The sequence below is a fragment of the Candidatus Flexifilum breve genome (assembly GCF_016713355.1).
The window spans coordinates 132708-153477 of sequence record NZ_JADJPI010000007.1; the positions used below are offsets into that span (position 1 = coordinate 132708).

Below are 20770 nucleotides of genomic sequence, written 5' to 3' on the forward strand. Positions count from 1 at the left end.
ATGTCCAGCTCCCGCGACCAGATTCTCGGCAAACTCCGCGCCGTTCGCCGTCCGTTTGAGGATGCGCCGCCGCGCCCCAAGACTTATCTGCCCGTCACGCTGCAAGACGACACCTCCCCTGCCGCGCTGCTGGAACGCTTCACGCGTGAGCTGACCAACCTCAAAGGCGACGTGTTCCCGGTCACCGGGGAGGCCGCCGCGTGCGATCAGGTTATGAAGCTGCTGCAAGCGCAGTCGACGACGCGCTTGCTGGCGTGGGATTTCGCGCACATTCCGGTCGCTGGCCTCGAAGCCGCGATTCGCGACGCGGGCATCGAGATTATCCAGCCGAACGCACACGGCGCTGACCGTGATGAACTGCTGGCGCAGTGTGTCAACGCGCAGGCTGGTTTGACCGGGGCGGATGCCGCCGCCGCGACGACCGGGACGCTCATCTTCACGACCGCGCCGGGACGCGGACGCATCCCGACGGTGCTCGCGCCTGTGCATATCGCCGTGATCGCGCTCGATCAGATCGTGCCGCGCATCGAAAGCTGGATCGCCGCGCAGCGCCAGAGCGGTCTACCCGGTTTTACCCAGAGCGCCAACTTCTGCTTCATCAGCGGCCCCAGCCGCACGGGCGACATCGAAATGGAGCTGATCCTCGGTGTGCATGGCCCCGGCAAAGTGCAGGTCGTGGTGATACAGTAGAGCGCCAGCCAAACCGCTTAGGACGAGGCATGCCTCGTCCCTACACAAATGCACCTCTCTGTCTCCCCTCCCTGAATTCGGGGCGGGGTCGGCATACGATCATCTCTCCGGCAAATGCCCCACACGCCTCCGTCATGTGCCGTGTTGACGCGGTTGCCCGATTACCCTAGAATGCATCATGTCGGACATATATTCTCAAAGTGAGATTTGCCCCTATGACAACTGCTGCCGCCACCTCACGCCTGATGTTCACGGGTGTTTGAGCCGCGCCGAGCTTTCGTCGCCAACTGAAAGCCTCTGACGAGCGGTCGACTCAGTTTTGACGCGCCTCCACACCCCCGCGTTTTTGTAACACTCAATCCATTCACAACCTAAATCAGGGGTGTTGACTCCATGAAGAAATTGGATGCCTTTCGGGTGCATCTGTGGTATTCCGGCTTGGGCAGCTTCGGCGGCACGCTCGTGTGGACGGCCATGATGGTCTATCAGGTGCAGATCGTCGGCCTGACGCCGCTCCAGCTCGTCCTCGTCGGCACGACGATGGAAGTGACCGCGTTCCTCTTTGAAATTCCTACGGGGATTGTGGCGGATGTGTACAGCCGCCGCCTGTCGACCATCATCGGCGTGTTTTTGATCGGCGTGGCCTATCTGGTCGAAGTCTCGGTGCCCACGTTCGCGGCGCTCATCATCGGCAACATCATCTGGAGCATCGGCTACACGTTCACCAGCGGCGCGTATCAGGCGTGGCTCGTGGACGAAGTCGGGCAGGAGCGGGCGGGCGCGGCCTTCATCCGCGGCGGGCAGGTGGGGCGCATCGCTGGTCTGCTCGGCATTCCGACAGCGGTCGCGCTCGGCACGATTTACCTCGGCCTCCCGGTGATCGTCGGCGGCTTGATTCACATCGTCGCGGCGGTCTATCTGGTGCTGTTCATGCCGGAGACGGGCTTCACCCCCACCCCCGCGCCAGATCGCAATACCTTCCAGAAGATGGGCGATACGTTCAGCGCGGGCTTGAAGGTCATTCGTGGCCGTCCCAAGCTGATGAGCATCCTCGCGGTCGGGCTGTTCTTCGGTCTGTTCAGCGAGGCGTGGGATCGCCTATGGCAGGCGCATCTTATCCGCAATTTCAACATCGCCGGGGTGTTTGGCCTGCCGACCATCTGGATCTTCGGCATCATGGACATATTCCTCATGGTGATCGGCTTCACGGGGCTGGAGATCATGCGGCGGCGGCTGGACACCAATAACCCGGTCAAGCTGACACGCGCGGTCTTCTGGCTGACGGCAGTCATGGTCGTTGGCATCATCGCCTACGGGTTGTCGCCCGTGCTCGGCGTCGCGCTGATCGCGTGGCTGGGCTTCATGATCGCCCGTGACCTGATCGGCGCGCCGCTCGACACGTGGACCAATCAGCACATCGACTCGAACGTGCGCGCGACGGTGCTCTCCATGCGCAGCCAGACGGATGCCATCGGGCAGATCGTCGGCGGTCCGCCGCTCGGCTTGATCGGGCAGCAGAGCGTGCGCCTGGCGTTCATCGCCAGCGGCGCGGTGCTGTCTCCCGCGCTGCTCATCCTCAACTGGGTGCGCGAACGCGAAAAACGCGGCGCACTGATCGCCGAGGCGGAAGTCGTCGAGGTCACGCCGGAAAGCAATTAGCACCCTCGCGCTCAAATTTTAACCTCACCCCGTTTCGCTGCGCTCAACTGCCCCTCTCCCCCCGGAGAGGGACGGCTTGCGCAGCAAGCAGGGTGAGGTTATACCTTGAGGTTGGGAGATGCCGGGCGAGGACACCATGACCAAGGACACAGCGAAGGTTCGCTTTATCGTGGCAGAATTCATGCCCGTGTTCCACCGTATGCCGGAAGTGCGCGATCCCCGCCCCGTGAAGCTGACGGGGGATGATTTTCGCCAGCGTCGGCAAGCACTCGCGGACGGTGATTTCACTTACTACATTGAGGACAAATACACGAAACTGGCACCAAGAGGCCTTTGGGGGCTGCTTGACTCCCCCCGTGGTGTGACCTGGGATTTTCATCATGCCCACAGCCGGGGCGCGCAGACCGGATACATCAAAGTCTTTGACTGGGACGGTCACTGGCTGCGCCTGAGCATGAGCGACCGCTGGTCGCGCATCCTCGCGGCACTGGAACTAGGACGGGATGCGGGGACGGGCGGCTACCTCATCATGCCCGCGCATGACGCCGTCTACACCCGCGACCTGCTGCTGCGGCTGGTGGCATTCAGCCAGGAGCACGCCCAGAATGGTTTGCCCGCCGCCGTCAGCCCGTTCACCTTCTACAAGCATTCGCCCCTCGCGGACGCAGACATTCCTGCCGATATCATCGATCTGGTGAACGCGGCCTTCAACCGCGATCCCGCCTTTCGGTTGCAGCTCGAACGCGGCGCAGCGCAGGGTTATTGGGGCAAAATGGGCTTGATTCCGTTTGAGATGTGCGGCGAACTGCTCCAAACGGTCGACACGGGCATCTGGGAGGATGATCTCGAACTCGACCGGGCGATCACCGCGCTTGGCTATGCGTCGCGCACGCTGTGGATCGACGACCCGGCGCAGTATCGACAGGCGCTGTTCGTGGTCGATGAAGCGGGTGTGCGCCACATCATTGCCCGCCACCTGCATTATTCCCTGCGCACGGGCGGCAGTGCGCTCACGCAGCCGCTCACCGATATGGCGCGCTACTGGCGGATCGTCAACCCGCGCTTGGGGGTGGCCGCTGCGCGAGCGGAGCGGATCATCGACGAGGAATACGCCAAGATGATGCAGCGCGTCGCGCAGTATGGCGCGTCGTGGGTGGATTGGGGCGACTACCGCTACGTCGCCCGTCCGTATGATCCACATGTCGAAGTGTGGGAGAATTCGCGCAATGCGTACGAGTGACCACTGCCGATGAAAATAGGGGAATTGATCTGAAAATTTCACTGAGGAAATCTTGGAAAGGGTCTGCTACAATGGCGGCATCTTGCTTACATGGGTAGGTTCTAAGGAAACGTATGATCGTTGCTGGTGATCTCAAGAAGGGGACAACCCTGCGTATCGAAGGCACGCTGTACCGCGTGACCAATCTCGTTTACAACAAGCCGGGGCGTGGCACCGCGTCAATGCAGACCACGCTGGTCGATATTGCATCGGGCGCCACCCGCCAGCGCATTTTCCCGATTGATGACAAGCTCGACGATATCTATGTTGAGTCGGAAGAAGCTGAACTCCTCTATCGCGACGGCGATTTCCTGCACTTCATGAACACGGGCACGTACGAACAGTATGAAGTCAACCTCAGCCTGTTCGGCGACGATGTTTACTTCCTGCGCGACGGCATGAAGCTGGAACTGCGCGTCTACGAAGGCCATCCCATCGACTACGTGCTGCCTACCACGCTGACTTACGAAGTCGTGGATGCCGAAGCGGCGGTCGTCGGCGATACGGCGGGCGCGGTGCAGAAGAAAGTCAAGACGGACACCGGTCTGTCACTGCAAGTGCCGATCTTCATCAAGGTGGGCGAAATCATCAAGGTCGACACCCGCGACGGTTCGTACATCGGTCGCGTCAACGAGTAAGACACCCTACCAACCACAGGGTGAGGTTGTCGCTGTTCAGCCGTAAGGATGATTCACTCCTTGCGGCTTTTTGTTAGAATCGGGCACAAAGGAACCCGTCATGCTCGAAGCAGTCGAAGCGATCATCAAGGAACTTGACGAAGGGCGCGCCGCGATGCGCGCGGTCATCCCCCAGTTTGATCGGGAACGCCAGATTTACCCCGGTTGGACGATCAAGCACATGCTGGCCCACATCACCGGCTGGGACGAAGCGGCGCGCACGTCGCTGGAAGCGCATTTGCGCCATGACGAAGCCATGATCCCCGCGTATCGCGGCATCAACGAATACAACGAAGAATCGGTACGCACGCGCGGCGAGCTCCCCTATGAACTGGTACTGCGCGAGTTCGAACTGGAACGCGACCGTCTCAAGGCACTGCTCGCTCAGGTGGACACGGAACGCTGGGAAGCGAACATGCTTCTGCCGTGGGGTGGGTACGCGCCCCCTGTCAATCTGATCCGCGTGTGGCAGCGTCACGAAAGCGGTCATGCCGCCGAATTGGCCGAACTCGCGGCGCGCAAAGGCGATATCGTCTCCGGAACATGATTCGCAAGCTGCCCAATCTCCTCACCGCTCATATGGATGCGTGGGGGACAACCTTCATCATCGGCTTGATGTGCCTGCTGCTGCACGGCGCGTCGGCGTGGGGGCTGGTGCTCACGGTGACAGTCGGTTACTGGTTCGGCTTCGCCGTCAACGACTACTTCGATGCTCCGGTGGATCGCCTTGATCCCGACAAAGCGGCGCGCGGCTACTTCACGACCGTGCAGGTGCCGCCGCTCCTCGCGCTGGCCGTCGCCACGCTGATCGTCGCGCTCGCGCTGCCCGTCTTCCTGAGCTACGGCATGCGCGGGATCGTCGTGTTCGCGGTCGCGCTGCTCATCGTGTGGGCGTATTCCGCACCGCCGCTGCGCCTCAAGAGCGTGCCGGGCTTCGATGTGCTGACGCATGCGCTGTTCGTGCAGACTTTCCCCTATGTGCTGATCATGGTACTGCTCGGCCTGCCGTGGACGCCGCTCGATATCGTCATGATCGCGGGCTTTCTGCTGGCGTCGACCTCAGCACAGTTGGAGCAGCAGGTGCGCGACTACGACACCGACCGCCTGAGCGAACGCAACTTCACGATCTGGATCGGACGCGAACGCTCGGCGTTTCTCATGCGGTTGCTCACCCTAGTGCTGCTCGTCGTGGTCAGCCTGCATGTGCTCAACGGTGTGATTCCAACCTATCTTGCGCCGTTCGGGTTGGTGTGCGTCCCCTTGCTGCTGCATCGCTTCGTGCGCCGCCCTGATCAGCCGCGCTCAGAATGGCTGTTCCGCGCCACGGTCATAGTCGCGTTGAGCTACGCCGCGCTCCTGCTGATCTTCCGCTAGGGAATTCGCCATCTGTTCATGTGCCGCTAAACATTCCGTTTTACCTTACAGTTATGGTGACAAAAACGGAAATTCCCCACGAATTGCGTTATGTGAACGCTGACGAACCCGGCATCCGCCGTAAGCGGGCGGGCAAAGGGTTCACGTATCTCGCCCCGGACGGCAGCCGCATCACCGATCCCGACGTCCTCAACCGGATCAAGAGCCTCGGCGTTCCCCCCGCCTATCGCGAGGTGTGGATCTGCCTGACACCGGACGGTCACATCCAGGCAACCGGACGCGACGAGAAAGGCCGCAAGCAGTACCGCTATCATCCGCGCTGGAACGAAATCCGCGACCAGACCAAGTTCGACCGCATGATCGCGTTTGGCGAGGCGCTGCCGACGATCCGCGAGCGCGTGCAGCAGGATCTCGCGCTGCCGGGCATGCCGCGTGAGAAGATTCTCGCAACGGTGGTGGAACTGCTCGGCACGACCTTCATCCGCATCGGCAACGAGGAATACGCGCGCCACAACGAGTCGTTCGGCCTGACGACCATGCAGGATGAGCATGTCGCCGTCGAAGGCTCGAAAGTGCATTTCGAGTTTCGCGGCAAGAGCGGCAAAGAGCATGTGATCGACCTGAAAGATCGGCGGTTAGCCACAATCATCAAGAAGTCGCAGGATTTGCCGGGTGAACATCTCTTTCAGTATAAGGACGCGGACGGCACCGTGCGCGCTATCACATCGAGCGATGTGAATGCCTACTTGCGCGAGATCACCGGGCAGGACTTCACGGCGAAAGACTTCCGCACGTGGGGCGGCACGACGCTGGCGCTGCTGGCGCTCACGGGGATTGATCCCGCCGAAAACAAAGGCGCGCTCCGCAAAAATCTCAGTGCAATGGTCAAAGAGGTGTCCAGTCAGCTTGGCAACACGACGACCGTGTGCCGCAAATACTACATCCATCCACGGGTGCTGGAAGCGTACGGTGAGGGTAAGCTCGCGCCGTTCGCCGGGGAGGTGCCGCCCGGTCTGCGCCCGGCAGAGGCGGCGCTGCTCACGCTGCTGCGCGAGACGAGTTGAGGTGCGGAATACGGACATTGGCGGCGTGCCGTGTGGGCGTCCCTGCAATCTTCGCGATGCTAGAACTGGCCTATCATGAAGGGTATTTGAGCGAGGGATCGGACACAACGGACGCGATAATGAGAGTATCCAACAACGGGATCATCTGTCGGGACGAGGCATGCCTCGTCCTGCGCTTTTAGAGAAGGAATCGAGGATAAGGCCTGAACGTGTTGAAAAATGTCAAATTCCGACCCCACCTCCGGCCGCTCCCTGAGTTCAGAGGAGGGGTGGATAGTCGATTTTCCTGACAACACTCCACCCCGACTGTAACGCCGTAATCTAAACCTTTATGAATTTCATGAAACTACAATCTTTGATTTATTCGTAACTACGTGTTCGCTCACTTACGCCTCATCTCCCCCCCGTAACTTTAATCCCGTAGCGTCAAACCACACGCTGCATTGACAGTTGGCTTAGTGGAATTTGGAGCAGAGTTCGTATGAAGAAGTTGTTCACCGTTTTCGCGTTGTTCGCTGTATTGGCCCTTAGTGTTATCCCTGCTTTTGCTCAAGATGAACCCGGCACGATTGCTGACATCGTGGTCGCCAGCACCGAAGCTGAAACGCCTGAATTCACCGTGCTGCTGGCCGCCGTCGCCGCCGCTGACCCGATGTTCCTTGAAGCCCTCTCCTCCGAAGGCTCCTGGACGGTCTTCGCGCCGACCGATGCCGCTTTCACCGCCCTGCTCGAAGAACTGGGCCTGACCGCTGAAGAACTGCTGGCGAACACCGACCTGTTGAACGCCGTGCTGGCGTACCATGTCGTGCCCGGCGCGTTTGATGCCGCCTCGGTCGTGGCGCTCGATGGCGCGGTGATCGGTACGCTGCTGCCCGAAATGCCGCTGGCGATTAGCGTCGACGGTGAATCGGTCATGGTCAATGCTTCGACGGTGGTGGCCGCCGATGTGATGGCTTCGAATGGTATCGTCCACGTGATCGACGCAGTGCTCGTTCCGGCGCTCGATGGCATGGAAGAACCGATGGAAATGATGGAAGAACCCACGCTGAGCATCGCCGAAACTGTGGTCGCTTCGACCGAAGCTGATGCCCCGCAGTTCACCGTGCTGCTGGCGGCTGTCGCTGCGGCTGACCCGAGCATCCTCGAAATGCTGACCAATGGTGGCCCGTACACCGTGTTCGCCCCGACCGACGAAGCGTTCGCCGCTCTGCTCGAAGCGCTGGGCACGACCGCGGAAGAACTGCTGGCCAACACCGAACTGCTGAACACCGTCCTCGCCTACCATGTTATCCCCGGTGAATTCTCGGCGGCGACCGTCGTGGCCGCGGCTGGTGCGAGCGAAGAAGGCGTCAACGTGGCGACCCTGCTCCCCGGCACGACCGTGAACGTCTCGCTGGATGGCGAATCCGTCATGGTCAACGATGCGACCGTGGTGGCGACCGATGTCTACGCGACGAACGGCGTCATCCACGTCATCGACGCGGTCCTGCTGCCGCCGATGGAATAAGCTCTCCAACAAACCCTCTAGCGGATAACGTCGGGGCGCGGCAAGCTGCGCCCCGACGTTTCTGTTTGGGCTGATGGAGCGGAGAGCTGCGGCCGCGGCTCGGTCACTCCGCCCAATTCCACGCGTAGATCACGGTCATGACGTTGAAAATCAGCCCGACGGCGATCAGGAACTTGTCATAAAGCGACGGATACGTCGGCAGGGCGACGAGATTGAACAGGAACAGCACCACTGCCGCGCCGATAGTCAGCGGGCGCAGCCCGGGCTGCGGCAGAAGCAGCGTGAGCACCAGCATGACAATCGGCACGAGCATGAAAATGGCGATCCCCAGCCACATTACCTGCGTGACCTGCACCCCCTCGATCTCGCCCGCCTTGAAGTCGCCCGCGAAGATGCGCAGCACGTCGCCGAGCAAATACGTGAGCATGAGCGCGATCCACAACCCACCCAGCAGCACTCGTATATCGACCATGAGCTTCCCTTTTCGCAGTGTCATGCGCCCTCTGGCGCTACCTGAATGATGATTTTGCCCCGCGTTTTACCCGTGAGGTAGTAACGGATGGCCTCTGCCGACTGGCTCAGCGGGTAGCAGCGGTCGATGACGACCCTGACCGCACCCGACTCCATCAGACTCCCCAGATAGTCGAGATCCTTGTTCGGCTTGACGTTGAGCGCGGCCATCTTGTGCCCACCCCCGACTAGCGCGCCGAACAACAGCGCCGCAAACACCTGCTTGAGCGATCCGCCCGTCGTCACGTAGCGCCCGCCCGGTTTCAGCGCGCGCTTGTAATCCGCGAGCGAGCGATAGCCCGCCGTCGAGAGGATCAGGTCGTACTGCTGACCATTCCGCGCGAAATCCTCGCGGGTGTAGTCGATCACGTGGTCGGCGCCAAGCGTCCGCACGAGGTCGATGTTGCGCGGGCTGACCACGGCAGTGACCTCCGCGCCGAAGTACTTGGCGAGCTGTACCGCGAACGTGCCAATCCCGCCGGACGCGCCGACGATCAGCACGTGTTCCCCGGCTTGCAGCCCACCGAGGTCACGCAGAGCCTGCAAGGCGACCAGACCCGCTTCCGGCGCGGCGGCAGCCTCTTCAAAACTCAGCTTGGCGGGCTTGAGTGTCAGCGCACTTTCCGGGACGGCGACTAGTTCGGCATACGTGCCGTAACCATGCCCCGCTAAGTCGCCGAAGACTGCGTCGCCAAGGCGAAAGCGCGTCACCGCGCTGCCAACCGCGATCACCCTTCCAGCGAGGTCGTTGCCGGGCGTCTTGATTTTGGGCGTGGTCGGCCCGCCGACCATCAGCCGACCGAGGAAGGGCTGACCGGTCACCAGCAGCCCGGTGCTAAAGTTGACCGAAGTCGCCACCACCTTGACGAGTACTTCATTAGCTTTCGGCGTCGGGGCGGCCACATCGCGGAGCTGGATCACGTCCGGCGCTCCGTAGGCCGGAATTTGAATCGCTTTCATGATTAACGAACCTTTCAACGTCTGTCATTGACGAAAGTCAGCGGCCGGTCGTCACGCGTTTTCCACAGCGCGATCAACCGCCCACTGTGATTGACGAGAATGCCGATGGCATAGCCCGCGGCGAGAATTTCGGACAGGGGCAGCGGCGTGCGTCCCCCGAGCAGTGGTTGATAGAAGACAAAGTACAGGCAGATCGAGCCGAACGCTTCGATCAGCGTTTCGATCAGCCACAGCCACGCGCTCCACTGGTTGCGCCACAGCACCAGCAGATGCAGGCCGATCAGCGCGACGCCGACGACGATGAACAGCACCATCCACACCGACGGCACCGGGATCACGTCGCCGGGATTCGTCAGGTCGAAGCGCAGCGTCAGCCCGCCGACACGTAAGAAGTAGAGCCACACCAGCATCACGACCACGCCCGCGGCGAGGCTGAACGCGGTATCACGCCGCTCGACCGTGCGCGGATCGTTGACCGCGGGCAGCGTCAGCGGGTCAAAGGCCGCGCCGCCCGACAGATCCAGCCCTGAGCGCTGCACGAGTGCGAACAACAGCACCACCGCGCCCGAGAAGATCAGCGCGGCCTGTACGGTGGCCCACAGCGTTTCCAGCAACCAGTTGATCAGCGGCGTGTCGGTCGGCGCAATCATGCGCCCGAAGAGGCCGAGAAACACGAGAATTAGCGGGATGATCAACCACCCATAGCGCAGCACTTCGATCAGCATGGGATAGAGATCCGGGCCGATGAGGTACTGCGGTTCACGATAGGACGCGGCCATCTGGCGCGGGCTGCCGAGTTCACGCAGCACAGCGGCAACTTGCTCGGCCGTCGGTTCTGCCGGATAGCGGTCGTCGAGTTGATCCTGAATCTGCGAGCGCAGTTCGGCGGTGATGTCGGCGCGCGTCTGAGCGGGCAGGTAACGCCCAACCTGATGCAGATAGCGGTCAATGAGTTCAGTCATGAGCTTCCCCTCCTAACATGCGCTGCATCACGCTCACGGTGGCGAACCACTCGGCTGTCAGCGTGCTGAGCACGCCCCGCCCCGCGTCGCTGATCCGGTAGTACTTGCGTGGGCGCGGGTCTTCGACTTCCCAATCGCTGTGCAGCAGGCCTTGCTGTTCCAAGCGGCGCAGCAGCGGGTACAGCGTGCCTTCTTCGATCTCCAGCCCCTGTTCGGCGAGACGCTGAATGAGGCTGTAGCCATAACGGGCGGTGTCGAGCTGCGCCAGCACCGCGAGAACGATGATCCCGCGCCGGAGCTCTTGCCGCAGCTTATCGATCTGCTCTTCGGTTTCGGACATGAGGTGTATACCTTACAGTACTGTGTGTCACACAGTAAATAGCATACTGTATAGCGCACAGTATTGTCAAGGGTGTGCGGATTGGTGAGCGTGTACGAGAGAATGTGGACTAGTTGCGCAAACCATCCTTCTCTCCCTAGAGAAGGACTTGGCACTTGCCCCTCGCCTTCTGGTTGATGGAGGGACAGTTTTAACAATCGCGGGAATGGTAGGGACGCCCAACGGGGCGTCCGCCGGATTGGGGGCGAAACGGACGCGCTGTTGCGCGTCCCTACACAACACATTTTCCCTCAAACGAGCGCCTTAATGGTTCCCATGTTACAAGTGTCCTCCCCTCCCTGAATTCGGGGAGGGGCGGGGGTGGGGTCATGAATAGCGGTCGCGCGGTCTACCCCGCGACCGCCACGAGCGCTGACCACAGCGCGTCGTCGATCTCGACCATGCCCGTCTGCTCGATCTGCGCGAGAATGCGGTTGCCGCGTTCGCCGGGGATGAGGATGTCCTCGACTCCGGGCAGACGCTTCGCCGCTTTCACCCGCTCGATCAACTGGCTCGTGCGCTCCTCGAACGTGTCACCATCGACCAGCAGTTCGGGATCGATGACGAGTACGAGGTTGCCCCAGTCGGTCTTCTTGCCGTTGGCATCTTTGGTCGTGCTGACCAGCGCCCCGGTGAGCACCTCGACCATCAGCGAGAGCGCCGCGCCTTTGTAGCCGCCAAATGTGCGGATCGCGCCGAGCAGCGCCGCCGCCGCGTCCGTGGTCGGCTGACCGTTCGCATCATAGGCCACGCCCTCGGGGATCGATCTCCCGGCGGTTTTCGCCTCCACGATGCCAAAACGGGCAATCGCCGAGGTCGCCATGTCGAACACGATGGGCTGTCCGGTCGTCGGGATAGCAATCGCTAGCGGATTCGTGCCGAACAGCGGCTCATACGAACCATGCATAGCGACATATTCGCCGGAACCGGAGAACACGAACGCGATGAAACCCGCTTGCGCGGCGCGGCTGGCGTAATAGCCAATCGCCCCCGTCGAGGTGTTGGTCTGGTTCGTGCCGACGATCCCGATTCCATGTTCGCGCGCCTTGTCGATGGCGATATCGACCGCCCGGGTCAACGCGACCATGCCTGCGTTCCAGCCGCCGTCGAGCAGCGCGGAGAGTTTGGTCTCGCGCGTGATCTGGATGGGGCGTGCGTTGGCGCTGCGCGGCATGCCCGCGCCGATCAGCTTGACGATGCCCTGATTGTTGCCGCGGAGCTGCGCGTAGAGCAGCACGTCGAGAATGATGTGCGCCTCATCCGCCGGATAGCCGCTGTTGGTGAGGACGGTGAGCGTGACCGCTTTCAAGTCGTCAAGGCGAACCTGCATGATTTTTCTCCCTAGGCAGTAGATAGCTCACAGTGTACCGCGCGCAACGTAAAAGCCGATCCCGGTTGACTATGCTATGATTTGCATCAGTAATTATTTCCGGAAAGATGAGCCTTAATGAGTGACCAACCCACGCAGAAAAACGACTTTATCTACGTGACGACGATTGGCCGCCGCACAGGCAACCCGCATACTATCGAAATCTGGTACGTGGAGCACAACGGCGCATATTATATCTGCTCGGAAGGGCGCAGTAACGCCGATTTCGTCAAGAACATCCGCCACAACCCGGCGGTGACCTATGGCTTTGGCGGGTGGGATGCTCCGCACTCCCCGGCGACCGGGCGCATCGTCGAAGAGACCGACCTCTCGGTCGTGCTGGCGCGCCTATTCGATGCCAGATACCACTGGAGCGATGGCCTGTTCGTGGAGATCAAGCCGTAACATCTGGCGGCATTCGCGGCCTCGTTATACAGTAGCATGACCAATCACACACAAATGAGGAGTCCCATGACAGGCGAATTCGCAGGCAAAGTCGTCGTCGTCACTGGCGCGGCGGGTAACTTGGGCAGCGCGGTCGTGCGCGCGGCGGCGGCTGAAGGCGCGCGCGTGGTGCTGGTAGAGCGGTCACCGGACAAAGCCGAGAAGCTCGCGGCGGAGATCGGCGGCGAAACGCTGACCGTGCTCGCCGATCTTGGCGTGGCCGCGTCCGTCGATCAACTGATCGAAACGGTGGTGGCGCGCTTTGGACAAATCGATGTGCTGGCGCACACCGTCGGCGGCTTCGAATCGGGCGCGACCGTGCATGGCTCCGACTACGACGCGATGGAGCGCATGCTCAACCTCAACCTGCGCCCGGTCTACATCACGTGTGGCAAGGTGGCGCAGCATATGATTGACAAAGGCATCGCCGGGCGCATCGTCGTGGTGCTGGCGCGCGGCGGCTTGAAAGGCTTCGCGGGCGGGTCGGCGTACACGGCGAGCAAGGCCGCCGCGCAGCGCGTGGTCGAAAGCCTGGCGGCGGAAGTGCGCGACAAAGGCATCCACGTCAACGCGATTATGCCGAGCACCATCGACACGCCGCCCAACCGCGCGTCGATGCCCAACGCCGATTTCAGCAAGTGGGTCACGCCGGAAGAGGCGGCGCAGGCGATTCTCTTCCTCGCGTCGGAGCGCGGCAGTGCCTTCTACGGCACGAGTCTAGAAGTCTACGGGCGGGCGTAGGTACGCCTCACCCCTCAATCCCCTCTCCCGTGGGAGAGGGGAAGCCAACTACCTGCTTTTGCCCCTCTCCCACGGAGAGGTTTTTGTAGGGACAAGGCATGCCTTGTCCTCACTATCCTTCTCTAGAAATTAGGACGAGGCATGCCTCGTCCCTACGGGTGATAACCTTATTATGCACCCACCAAATCACGTCCCTACGAAAACACCTTCGGTTTAACGAGTTTGCTGTCTCCCCTCCCCGAATTCGGGCTGGGGGTGAGGTTAGATCGTTACCGGACGTCGCTGCCATCGTCGAAAATCCCGGTGGGGTGGCAGCCGATGTTACTGCGCGCCGCCTGCGTTTCGAGCTGATGGAATTGATCGGCGTTCGCCGTATCCGGCGGGTATTCGACCGCTTCTGCCCAGCCATCCTGCACTAACTGCGCGTTGACGAATACATTCCCCACGTACACATAACGCAGCAAGCGCCCAAAGCGATCGGTGTTGCTGCTGTCGCGCACTAGGGTGACCGTCTGCCCGGCAACGAGATTGGCGTTGGCGTCGGTCGCGTCGTCATAGCACGACTCGTCGCTCTCCGGCGTATTCACGCCGATATAGCGCACGCGGTAGCCGACGCCGTTGATGTCCACATCGATGGTATCGCCATCGATGATGTCGGTGACGCGCGGTCTCGCCACCGCCGATCACCGTGCTGCCACCGCTGTTCCCACTACCGCCGGACTCCAGTTCCATGGTGCAAGCGGCTAACAGGAGTGAGACGGTCAAAAGGAGGATTTGTATCCTGCTTCTGGATGATCTTTGACGCCCGGCTGCCTTGGTTGGCATGTTACATCCTTGACAATTCCCCGTATACTGATGATATAGCACTGAGTTTACCCTTTGGTGAGGTCTATGGACGAGATTCAGATCCTCGCTGAGCCGCGCCCCACGCGCGCGGATGCCGTCAAAAACCGTGAGCTGCTCATTTTGGCAGCACGTGACCTGATCGCCGAAAAAGGCGTGGAAGCGGTCACGACGGCGATGGTCGCGGCGCGAGCCGGGGTCGGTAAAGGCACGCTCTACCGCCATTTTCCTAATGGCATGAGCGAAGTATGTCAGGCGCTGCTCGACGAATGTCAGCGCCATTTGCAGGATCGGGCGCTCCGCCGCTTTCGCGCGGGCGGTGACCCGGTCGATCACCTGGTGTGGTTCATGGAAGAAGCCCTGCGCTTCGTCGATGAACGCCGCCCCATGCTGGGCACCATGGAAGGCGTCCCCGGCCTTGCGCATCCCGCGCACTGGTGGTGGATGCAGACGATCCGCGGCCTGCTCGGTCAGATTAACCCGCAGCTTGACCTCGATTACGCGGCGGACGCGCTCTACGTCATGCTCGACCCACGCACTGTGCAGTTCCAGCGCGAGACGCGCGGTTACAGCCTCGAACGCATGGTCACCGCGCTGATCGAAGTAGTCTACAAGCTGGTCGACTAGCCGCCGATCAAGCGGTACACGCCGTCGGCCGTCCGCTCAAAATCATCGTGCGTCTTGCTGTGATGCTTGGCGGCGTTGATGGTCATCAGACCGGTCGTGATGTGCGTGCGGATCGTGTTTTCCTTGTAGGTTGTCCCGTGGGCGCGCATGTATTCCACAACTTCATGCGCGGTGAACTCATTCACACCCTTCTGGCGGATGAGCGCGCGCACGGCCTCTAAAATGTCATCCCGACAGGTCATAGAGTCAGCCTCACTCGCTGCATAGACGAACTTACCGCCCGATTGTAGCGGCTCAGCCCGCAATCTGCACTTCAGCGATTAGAAAACGGACTATAGTCCGTTTTCTAATCATCCTCTTATATACATTCGCCAACTCCTGTGCTATAGTTCTCGACATATCCGGACTACAGTCCGTTTCGAATTTAAGCATACTCATCAGGAGATGAACCTGTGGCTACATGGAATTTCGACCCGACGCACACCTATGCCAGCTTTTCCGCCCGTCACATGATGGTGACGACCGTTCGTGGTCGTTTTGACGCCGCCCCCACGGGCACGCTCGTGTTCGACCCGGCCAACCCCGCTGCGACCGTCGTGGAAGCGACCATCGACGCCTCCAGCGTGCACACCGGCCTCGCCGACCGTGACGGTCACCTGAAGAGCCCCGACTTCCTCGATGTCGCCAACTACCCGAACATCGTCTTCAAGAGCACCCGCGTTGATGTGACCAGCGACAGCACCGCCAAGCTGCACGGCGACCTGACGATCCGCAACGTCACCCGCCCGGTCGTGCTCGACGTGGAATTCCTCGGCCTGACCAATGACCCGTGGGGCGGCAAGCGCGCGGGCTTCAGCGCCGAAGCCAAGATCAACCGCGAAGACTGGGGCCTGACGTGGAATATGGCCATCGAAGCGGGTGGCGTGCTCGTCGGCAAGGACATCAAGCTGAACCTCGACGTCGAAGCGATCCTCGTCCCCGAAACCGCTCAGGCGTAAGCTGTACCACAACCTGACCTGAATCAGGACGATATATGCCGGTAGCTACGTAGAAGAGCGTTATCCTATCAGCCTCACCCTCAATCCCTCTCCCAAGGGGGGACTTCACGGGGGGGTTTCCCTCCGTTCGGAGAGGGGCAGGGGTGAGGCCAAAAACAGAGACTTCACGGTCTTCACGCACTTACCCATGCCCACTTTGGCAGCCATCAATGCCGCTCACAAACCTCACCTCCCCCCCGGGTGAGGTTTTTATTTTGGCTGCTGACCGCCTGAATGTGCCAAGTATCACCCATTTCTCGTGACGGGTCAGGCCGACTCTCCAACGCTAACTTGGTATAATTCTGGTTCATTACAGGTCACAAAGGAACGCTCATGTCCTTACGTTTTCATGAAATTGGCGAAGGCAGCCATCGCATCCTCAACCCCATCAACGATGAACAGCTCATGCTCCTCGGGGAGATCTGCCAGTTGACGCCTGCGCAGCGCCAGCTTGACCTCGCCTGTGGCAAAGGCGAAATGATCGCCCGCTGGGCACAGCGTTGGGGCATCTCGGCGGTTGGCGTGGATCTCAGTCACGTATTCACTGCCGCGGCGCGCGACCGCATCAGCGAGCTGGGCGTGTCCGACCGCGTGACCATTGTGCAGGGTGACGCGGGCGCGTATGCGGCAGAAGCACACGCCTTTGACGTTGTGAGCTGCATTGGCGCGACATGGATCGGCGGCGGCTTGATCGGCACGCTGAATCTGATGCGTCAGGCTGCCAAACCGGATGCACTGCTGCTGGTCGGTGAGCCGTACTGGAACGAAACGCCGCCGCCGGAAGCCTGCGCCGCGCTCGGCGTTGGTCCGGACGATTTCGCCACTCTGATCGGCACGCTGGATCGGTTTGAAGGGGCAGGCTTCGAACTCGTCGAGATGGTGCTGGCCACCCTCGAAGGCTGGGATCGCTACTACGCGCCGCAGTGGTGGAATCTCGACGCATGGCTGCGGGCGAACCCGGACGACCCGGAATACGCCGAGGGGCGCAAGTTCCTCGATCAGCAGCGGCGCAGCCATCTCGCCTATGGACGGCGCTACCTCAACTGGGGGATTTTCGTACTCCGCCAGCGCTAGCCCGGTGGGCGGATTAGACAATTGGCGTGGGGTGAGGTGTCGGCTATAATCGCACTTAAAGTCATGCGATTAGGAATCGATCACGCACGTTGGACAAGCAAAAAGCGCCCGTTTCATCCACCCTCTATACTGAAGAATATTTCCGGACCGCCTGCGAAGGCTACGACGAATTCAACACCAGCGAAGGCGAACAGCTCTCGCGCCGCCTCGCCTCGGCCTTCTCACTGGCGGAAGTCCGACCGGGGATGCAAATCCTCGATGTAGGCTGTGGGCGCGGCGAAATTCTGCGCCACGCCGCGCAGCTCGGCGCGGATGCCTACGGCATCGACTATGCCGAAGTCGCCGTCAACATGTCCAAGCAGGTGATCGAACCGCTCAACGGCGTGACCCCCGGCAAAACAGCCGTCTATCTGGCTGACGCGAAGAATCTCCCATTTGCCACCGCCAGCTTTGACCGCGTGCTCATGTTCGATGTGGTCGAACACCTGCACCCGTGGGAACTGGACGCCGCGCTCGCCGAAGTGCATCGTGTGCTCAAGCCGGATGGCCTGTTCATCGTGCATACCGCGCCCAACATCTGGTATGACCGCTACGCCTACCCGGTCGTGCGTTTTGTGCGCACGCTCATGGGACAGGGCGCGAACTACCCTAAAAATCCGCGTAATTTCCTCGTGTCCGTCAATGAACACGTACACGTCAACGAGCAGTCGATGGTGAGTTTGGGGCGCACGCTGCGCCGCATCGGCTTCCGCGGCAAGGTGTGGCTGGAAAGCCCGCCACAGCATGGCGGCGAAAGCCCGGTGATCGATTCGCTGCGCGGGGCGCTCTTCAAAACCCCGCCGTTCCGCTGGTTCTTTGAACGCGAAGTGTTCGCGGTCGTCTCGAAACATGCGCGATAAACGTCCCGTTGATGAGCTGAGTATCGAAGAATTAGAGCGCATCCTCGCGATCAAAAAGCGCGAGGAACGCCAGAAACGCCTGTCGCGGATGCAGCGCGAAGGCCGCATGGTCGAGGCGGACGCCGTCGAAGCCGCGCCCGTCCCGCAGCAGCAGCCCGCACCCCAGCCGCTTGATCCGGTCGAAGCCGCGCTCGCCCAGCTCACGCAGGGCGGTTATATCGAAGACGCGCCCTTGATCGCCGCGCCCGAAGCGCGTCCCGCACCGATCCAGATCGTGCCGCCCGAAGCGCATACGCCGCGCGTGGTCGAACGCCCCGCCGCGCCCGCCTTCGACGATGGCGACACCCCTCCACCGCCCAAACCGCGGAATAAACGCAAACAGCGCCGCGTGCTCGATGTTCTGCTCATGGTGGTCGAAATCGCGGCAGTGCTCGGCATCGTCGTGATCGCCGTCAACCTGTTCGGAGCGATTCAGACATTAGAACGCGAGACCTCGGCAGCGCAGGCGCTCGCCGATGAACAGCGCCGCCTGACGATCCCGACCATCGCGCCGACGCCGACCGTGCGCCTCGAAAATGTGGTGCTGCCCGGCGGTCACATCTTTGTGAACGGCGTGCCGCAGTTCAATTACAGTGAAGTCCCGTCGCACCTTGTACCGCTGGTCGAAAGCCAGTGGGTGCAGCCACCCATCAGCCGCCCGCCGCGCACCAGCGAAACCGCGCTGAGCATCGTCATCCCGCGTATCGACATCAACGGCAGCGTCGTGCAGGGCGTCGACCTCGACGCGCTCAAGCAGGGTGTCGGGCAGCTCCCCAACGCCATCAACCCCGGCGACGATACCGGCAACGTGGTGTTTGCCGCGCACAATGACATCTACGGGCAGTTGTTCCGCCGTCTGGACGAACTGCAAATCGGCGATGAATTTACGGTGCAGACGGAGACGCGCATCCACACCTACCGCGTCACCGAAACGCGCATCGTCGACCCGAACGATGTGAGCGTGCTGGAGAATCGGCAGGGCGCGACCGCCACGCTGATCTCCTGCTACCCCTATCAGGTCAACACGCAGCGCATTGTCGTTTTTGCCGATCGAATCAGCTAGAATAGACCGCGCTATCAGGCTAGGAGTCCGCAAGTGACCAACAAATCGAATAAATCGCGTTCCAGCCGTGAACAGGCGGCCAAGATGCGTTCCGCCTACACCAATCCGTATAAGACCGTGTCGTCCGCTCAGCGGCGCATTCAGCAGGAAGTGCAGCAGGAGCGCGCCGAAGGTGGCGAATGGCGCGAACGGCGCAATGCCGAACGGCGCCAGAAGAACGCGGGCGAAATGCCCCAGTCGGTGGTGGAAGCGGCGCTACGCAACCCGACCATCGTCGTCACGGAAGCCCAACTCCGCGAACAGTACCAGCATGTGATGCGCGATGTGCGCAGCATGTTCGTGCTGGCTGGCGCGTTGGTCGTCGTCCTCGTCGCCTTATCCGTGGTACTCCCCAAATAGGACAGTCTGCCATGAGCGTCGCCTCCTTTGGAGAACTGTTAATTGACTTTGTCGCTCTGGAAAGCGGCGTGACCGTGGGCGAAGCCTCCGGATTTGTCAAAGCCCCCGGCGGCGCCCCTGCAAATGTCGCGGTTGGCGTGGCCAAGCTCGGCCAACCGAGCGCCTTTCTCGGGCAGGTGGGCGATGATCCATTCGGGCACTTCCTCGAAGGCGTGCTGCGCGCCGAAGGCGTCAACACCAGCGGCATGACCTTCTCGGCGGCGGCACGCACGGCGCTGGCGTTTGTCTCGCTGCGCGCGGATGGGGAACGCTCGTTCATGTTTTACCGCAACCCGAGCGCGGACATGCTCATGACGCCCGCGGATGTCGCCTACCGTGTAATTGACACGGTCAAGGTGTTTCACTACGGCTCGATCACCATGATTGGCGAGCCGAGCCGCTCGGCGACGCTGGCGGCGATCCAGCACGCGCAGAAGAACGGCGCGTTCATCTCCTACGATCCCAATTTGCGTATGTCGCTGTGGCCGGACGCCGACACCGCCCGCGCGGGCTTGATCGCCGGGCTGGACGGCGCGCATCTGGTCAAGGTGAGCGAAGAAGAACTCGAATTCCTGACGGGCGGCCAGGTGGTCGACCCGCTGTGGCGCGACGGCATGCGCTTGATCGCGGTCACGCGCGGCGCGGCGGGCGTCAGCCTCTACACGCGCGACGGCGTGAGCATCGACGTGGCGGGCTTCAAGGTCAACGCGGTCGATACGACGGGCGCGGGCGACGGTTTCGTCGCGGGCTTACTCGTCGGTCTGCTGGAACAGGGCTTCCCGATGGATGCCGATTCGCTGGCACGCATCGCGCGCTTCGCCAATGCGGTCGGCGCGATCACGACGACGGGCAAAGGCGCGATTCCGTCACTGCCGACGCGCGCGCAGGTCGAGGCGTTCCTCGCCGCGCAGTAGACAATCATCTCAATGAATGCAAAAGGGCGCAGATGTGCGCCCTTTTTGATTCGGAAATCCAAAACATGAACGTACCGCACCCCAGCCAGAATCTCTAGCCTCACCCCTAAATCCCCTCTCCCAAGGGCGAGGGGACTTGAAAACGCTGCCTGTCACCCCTCTCCTAAAGGAGAGGGGCTGGGGGTGAGGTTGGACTCATTTTGCGAGAGAAACAAAAAGGA

General features: G+C 61.4%; 24 protein-coding genes. 17 read left to right on the forward strand and 7 right to left on the reverse strand.

Annotated elements, in window-relative coordinates; all coding sequences use genetic code 11:
• The 8 genes from IPK17_RS05980 to IPK17_RS06015 all read left to right on the forward strand — a co-directional run bounded on the left by IPK17_RS05980 (window position 1) and on the right by IPK17_RS06015 (window position 8250).
• Window positions 1-690: a LutC/YkgG family protein gene (locus IPK17_RS05980; protein WP_343416768.1), complete on the forward strand. Its 690-nt coding sequence runs from the start codon at window positions 1-3 to the stop codon at window positions 688-690.
• 393 nt (window positions 691-1083) lie between these two features.
• On the forward strand, window positions 1084-2349 hold the full coding sequence (locus IPK17_RS05985) for an MFS transporter (RefSeq protein WP_343416769.1): 1266 nt from the start codon (window positions 1084-1086) through the stop codon (window positions 2347-2349).
• A 136-nt stretch (window positions 2350-2485) separates the two neighbouring features.
• Window positions 2486-3589 (forward strand): hypothetical protein, encoded by a 1104-nt coding sequence (locus IPK17_RS05990; RefSeq protein WP_343416770.1) that lies wholly within the window; start codon window positions 2486-2488, stop codon window positions 3587-3589.
• Between the two features lie 113 nt (window positions 3590-3702).
• Window positions 3703-4266, forward strand: coding sequence for an elongation factor P (locus IPK17_RS05995; RefSeq protein WP_343416771.1), 564 nt, complete (start codon window positions 3703-3705; stop codon window positions 4264-4266).
• A 100-nt stretch (window positions 4267-4366) separates the two neighbouring features.
• A complete protein-coding gene (locus tag IPK17_RS06000; RefSeq protein ID WP_343416772.1) occupies window positions 4367-4852 on the forward strand; it encodes a maleylpyruvate isomerase N-terminal domain-containing protein in 486 nt (161 codons plus the stop codon).
• Window positions 4849-5679: a UbiA family prenyltransferase gene (locus IPK17_RS06005; protein WP_343416773.1), complete on the forward strand. Its 831-nt coding sequence runs from the start codon at window positions 4849-4851 to the stop codon at window positions 5677-5679. The genes IPK17_RS06000 and IPK17_RS06005 overlap by 4 nt, the downstream gene beginning before the upstream one ends.
• 92 nt (window positions 5680-5771) lie before the next feature.
• Complete coding sequence (locus tag IPK17_RS06010; RefSeq protein WP_343416774.1) at window positions 5772-6743, forward strand: DNA topoisomerase IB; 972 nt, start codon at window positions 5772-5774, stop codon at window positions 6741-6743.
• Window positions 6744-7224: 481 nt separating this feature from the next.
• Window positions 7225-8250, forward strand: coding sequence for a fasciclin domain-containing protein (locus IPK17_RS06015; protein WP_343416775.1), 1026 nt, complete (start codon window positions 7225-7227; stop codon window positions 8248-8250).
• 103 nt (window positions 8251-8353) lie between these two features.
• On the opposite strand, the gene IPK17_RS06020 is transcribed toward IPK17_RS06015, so the two are convergent.
• The 5 genes from IPK17_RS06020 to IPK17_RS06040 form a co-directional block, all read right to left on the reverse strand.
• Complete coding sequence (locus IPK17_RS06020) at window positions 8354-8722, reverse strand: hypothetical protein (RefSeq protein ID WP_343416776.1); 369 nt, start codon at window positions 8720-8722, stop codon at window positions 8354-8356.
• A 20-nt stretch (window positions 8723-8742) separates the two neighbouring features.
• Window positions 8743-9720 carry an NAD(P)-dependent alcohol dehydrogenase gene (locus IPK17_RS06025; protein WP_343416777.1) on the reverse strand — a complete coding sequence of 326 codons (978 nt, stop codon included), beginning with the start codon at window positions 9718-9720 and terminating at the stop codon, window positions 8743-8745.
• A 14-nt stretch (window positions 9721-9734) separates the two neighbouring features.
• Window positions 9735-10682, reverse strand: a complete 948-nt coding sequence (locus tag IPK17_RS06030; protein ID WP_343416778.1) for an HAAS signaling domain-containing protein — start codon at window positions 10680-10682, stop codon at window positions 9735-9737.
• On the reverse strand, window positions 10675-11022 hold the full coding sequence (locus tag IPK17_RS06035) for a PadR family transcriptional regulator (protein ID WP_343416779.1): 348 nt from the start codon (window positions 11020-11022) through the stop codon (window positions 10675-10677). Before IPK17_RS06035 ends, IPK17_RS06030 begins: the two co-directional genes overlap by 8 nt.
• A gap of 388 nt (window positions 11023-11410) precedes the next feature.
• Complete coding sequence (locus IPK17_RS06040) at window positions 11411-12391, reverse strand: Ldh family oxidoreductase (protein WP_343416780.1); 981 nt, start codon at window positions 12389-12391, stop codon at window positions 11411-11413.
• Window positions 12392-12508: 117 nt separating this feature from the next.
• Here IPK17_RS06040 and IPK17_RS06045 point away from each other — a divergent pair, with 117 nt between their 5' ends.
• Entirely contained in the window at window positions 12509-12835 is a 327-nt protein-coding gene (locus tag IPK17_RS06045; RefSeq protein ID WP_343416781.1) for a nitroreductase/quinone reductase family protein, read from the forward strand.
• A gap of 66 nt (window positions 12836-12901) precedes the next feature.
• Window positions 12902-13615: an SDR family NAD(P)-dependent oxidoreductase gene (locus IPK17_RS06050; RefSeq protein WP_343416782.1), complete on the forward strand. Its 714-nt coding sequence runs from the start codon at window positions 12902-12904 to the stop codon at window positions 13613-13615.
• 269 nt (window positions 13616-13884) lie between these two features.
• On the opposite strand, the gene IPK17_RS06055 is transcribed toward IPK17_RS06050, so the two are convergent.
• The gene (locus tag IPK17_RS06055) at window positions 13885-14292 is read right to left on the reverse strand and encodes a thermonuclease family protein (RefSeq protein ID WP_343416783.1); all 408 of its coding nucleotides are present in this window, start codon (window positions 14290-14292) and stop codon (window positions 13885-13887) included.
• Window positions 14293-14506: 214 nt separating this feature from the next.
• Between IPK17_RS06055 and IPK17_RS06060 the strand changes: the two genes are divergently transcribed.
• On the forward strand, window positions 14507-15085 hold the full coding sequence (locus IPK17_RS06060) for a TetR/AcrR family transcriptional regulator (protein ID WP_343416784.1): 579 nt from the start codon (window positions 14507-14509) through the stop codon (window positions 15083-15085).
• Here IPK17_RS06060 and IPK17_RS06065 read toward each other — a convergent pair.
• On the reverse strand, window positions 15082-15327 hold the full coding sequence (locus tag IPK17_RS06065) for a DUF7669 domain-containing protein (protein WP_343416785.1): 246 nt from the start codon (window positions 15325-15327) through the stop codon (window positions 15082-15084). The genes IPK17_RS06060 and IPK17_RS06065 overlap by 4 nt on opposite strands.
• Before the next feature lie 210 nt (window positions 15328-15537).
• On the opposite strand from IPK17_RS06065, the gene IPK17_RS06070 reads away from it, so the two are divergent.
• The 6 genes from IPK17_RS06070 to IPK17_RS06095 all read left to right on the forward strand — a co-directional run bounded on the left by IPK17_RS06070 (window position 15538) and on the right by IPK17_RS06095 (window position 20549).
• The gene (locus tag IPK17_RS06070) at window positions 15538-16083 is read left to right on the forward strand and encodes a YceI family protein (protein ID WP_343416786.1); all 546 of its coding nucleotides are present in this window, start codon (window positions 15538-15540) and stop codon (window positions 16081-16083) included.
• A 372-nt stretch (window positions 16084-16455) separates the two neighbouring features.
• On the forward strand, window positions 16456-17196 hold the full coding sequence (locus tag IPK17_RS06075; protein WP_343416787.1) for an SAM-dependent methyltransferase: 741 nt from the start codon (window positions 16456-16458) through the stop codon (window positions 17194-17196).
• Between the two features lie 89 nt (window positions 17197-17285).
• Entirely contained in the window at window positions 17286-18095 is an 810-nt protein-coding gene (locus IPK17_RS06080; protein ID WP_343416788.1) for a class I SAM-dependent methyltransferase, read from the forward strand.
• Window positions 18085-19197 (forward strand): sortase, encoded by a 1113-nt coding sequence (locus IPK17_RS06085; protein ID WP_343416789.1) that lies wholly within the window; start codon window positions 18085-18087, stop codon window positions 19195-19197. The genes IPK17_RS06080 and IPK17_RS06085 overlap by 11 nt, the downstream gene beginning before the upstream one ends.
• Window positions 19198-19230: 33 nt before the next feature.
• On the forward strand, window positions 19231-19596 hold the full coding sequence (locus IPK17_RS06090; protein ID WP_343416790.1) for a hypothetical protein: 366 nt from the start codon (window positions 19231-19233) through the stop codon (window positions 19594-19596).
• An 11-nt stretch (window positions 19597-19607) separates the two neighbouring features.
• Window positions 19608-20549, forward strand: coding sequence for a PfkB family carbohydrate kinase (locus IPK17_RS06095; protein ID WP_343416791.1), 942 nt, complete (start codon window positions 19608-19610; stop codon window positions 20547-20549).
• Window positions 20550-20770: the final 221 nt, after the last annotated feature.

Coding starts and splice junctions, on each gene's coding strand:
- IPK17_RS05980 (WP_343416768.1), top strand. CDS start 1: ATGTCCAGCTCCCGCGACCAGATTCTCGGCAAACTCCGCGCCGTTCGC.
- IPK17_RS05985 (WP_343416769.1), top strand. CDS start 1,084: ATGAAGAAATTGGATGCCTTTCGGGTGCATCTGTGGTATTCCGGCTTG.
- IPK17_RS05990 (WP_343416770.1), top strand. CDS start 2,486: ATGACCAAGGACACAGCGAAGGTTCGCTTTATCGTGGCAGAATTCATG.
- IPK17_RS05995 (WP_343416771.1), top strand. CDS start 3,703: ATGATCGTTGCTGGTGATCTCAAGAAGGGGACAACCCTGCGTATCGAA.
- IPK17_RS06000 (WP_343416772.1), top strand. CDS start 4,367: ATGCTCGAAGCAGTCGAAGCGATCATCAAGGAACTTGACGAAGGGCGC.
- IPK17_RS06005 (WP_343416773.1), top strand. CDS start 4,849: ATGATTCGCAAGCTGCCCAATCTCCTCACCGCTCATATGGATGCGTGG.
- IPK17_RS06015 (WP_343416775.1), top strand. CDS start 7,225: ATGAAGAAGTTGTTCACCGTTTTCGCGTTGTTCGCTGTATTGGCCCTT.
- IPK17_RS06020 (WP_343416776.1), bottom strand. CDS start 8,722: ATGGTCGATATACGAGTGCTGCTGGGTGGGTTGTGGATCGCGCTCATG.
- IPK17_RS06025 (WP_343416777.1), bottom strand. CDS start 9,720: ATGAAAGCGATTCAAATTCCGGCCTACGGAGCGCCGGACGTGATCCAG.
- IPK17_RS06030 (WP_343416778.1), bottom strand. CDS start 10,682: ATGACTGAACTCATTGACCGCTATCTGCATCAGGTTGGGCGTTACCTG.
- IPK17_RS06035 (WP_343416779.1), bottom strand. CDS start 11,022: ATGTCCGAAACCGAAGAGCAGATCGATAAGCTGCGGCAAGAGCTCCGG.
- IPK17_RS06040 (WP_343416780.1), bottom strand. CDS start 12,391: ATGCAGGTTCGCCTTGACGACTTGAAAGCGGTCACGCTCACCGTCCTC.
- IPK17_RS06045 (WP_343416781.1), top strand. CDS start 12,509: ATGAGTGACCAACCCACGCAGAAAAACGACTTTATCTACGTGACGACG.
- IPK17_RS06050 (WP_343416782.1), top strand. CDS start 12,902: ATGACAGGCGAATTCGCAGGCAAAGTCGTCGTCGTCACTGGCGCGGCG.
- IPK17_RS06060 (WP_343416784.1), top strand. CDS start 14,507: ATGGACGAGATTCAGATCCTCGCTGAGCCGCGCCCCACGCGCGCGGAT.
- IPK17_RS06065 (WP_343416785.1), bottom strand. CDS start 15,327: ATGACCTGTCGGGATGACATTTTAGAGGCCGTGCGCGCGCTCATCCGC.
- IPK17_RS06075 (WP_343416787.1), top strand. CDS start 16,456: ATGTCCTTACGTTTTCATGAAATTGGCGAAGGCAGCCATCGCATCCTC.
- IPK17_RS06085 (WP_343416789.1), top strand. CDS start 18,085: ATGCGCGATAAACGTCCCGTTGATGAGCTGAGTATCGAAGAATTAGAG.
- IPK17_RS06095 (WP_343416791.1), top strand. CDS start 19,608: ATGAGCGTCGCCTCCTTTGGAGAACTGTTAATTGACTTTGTCGCTCTG.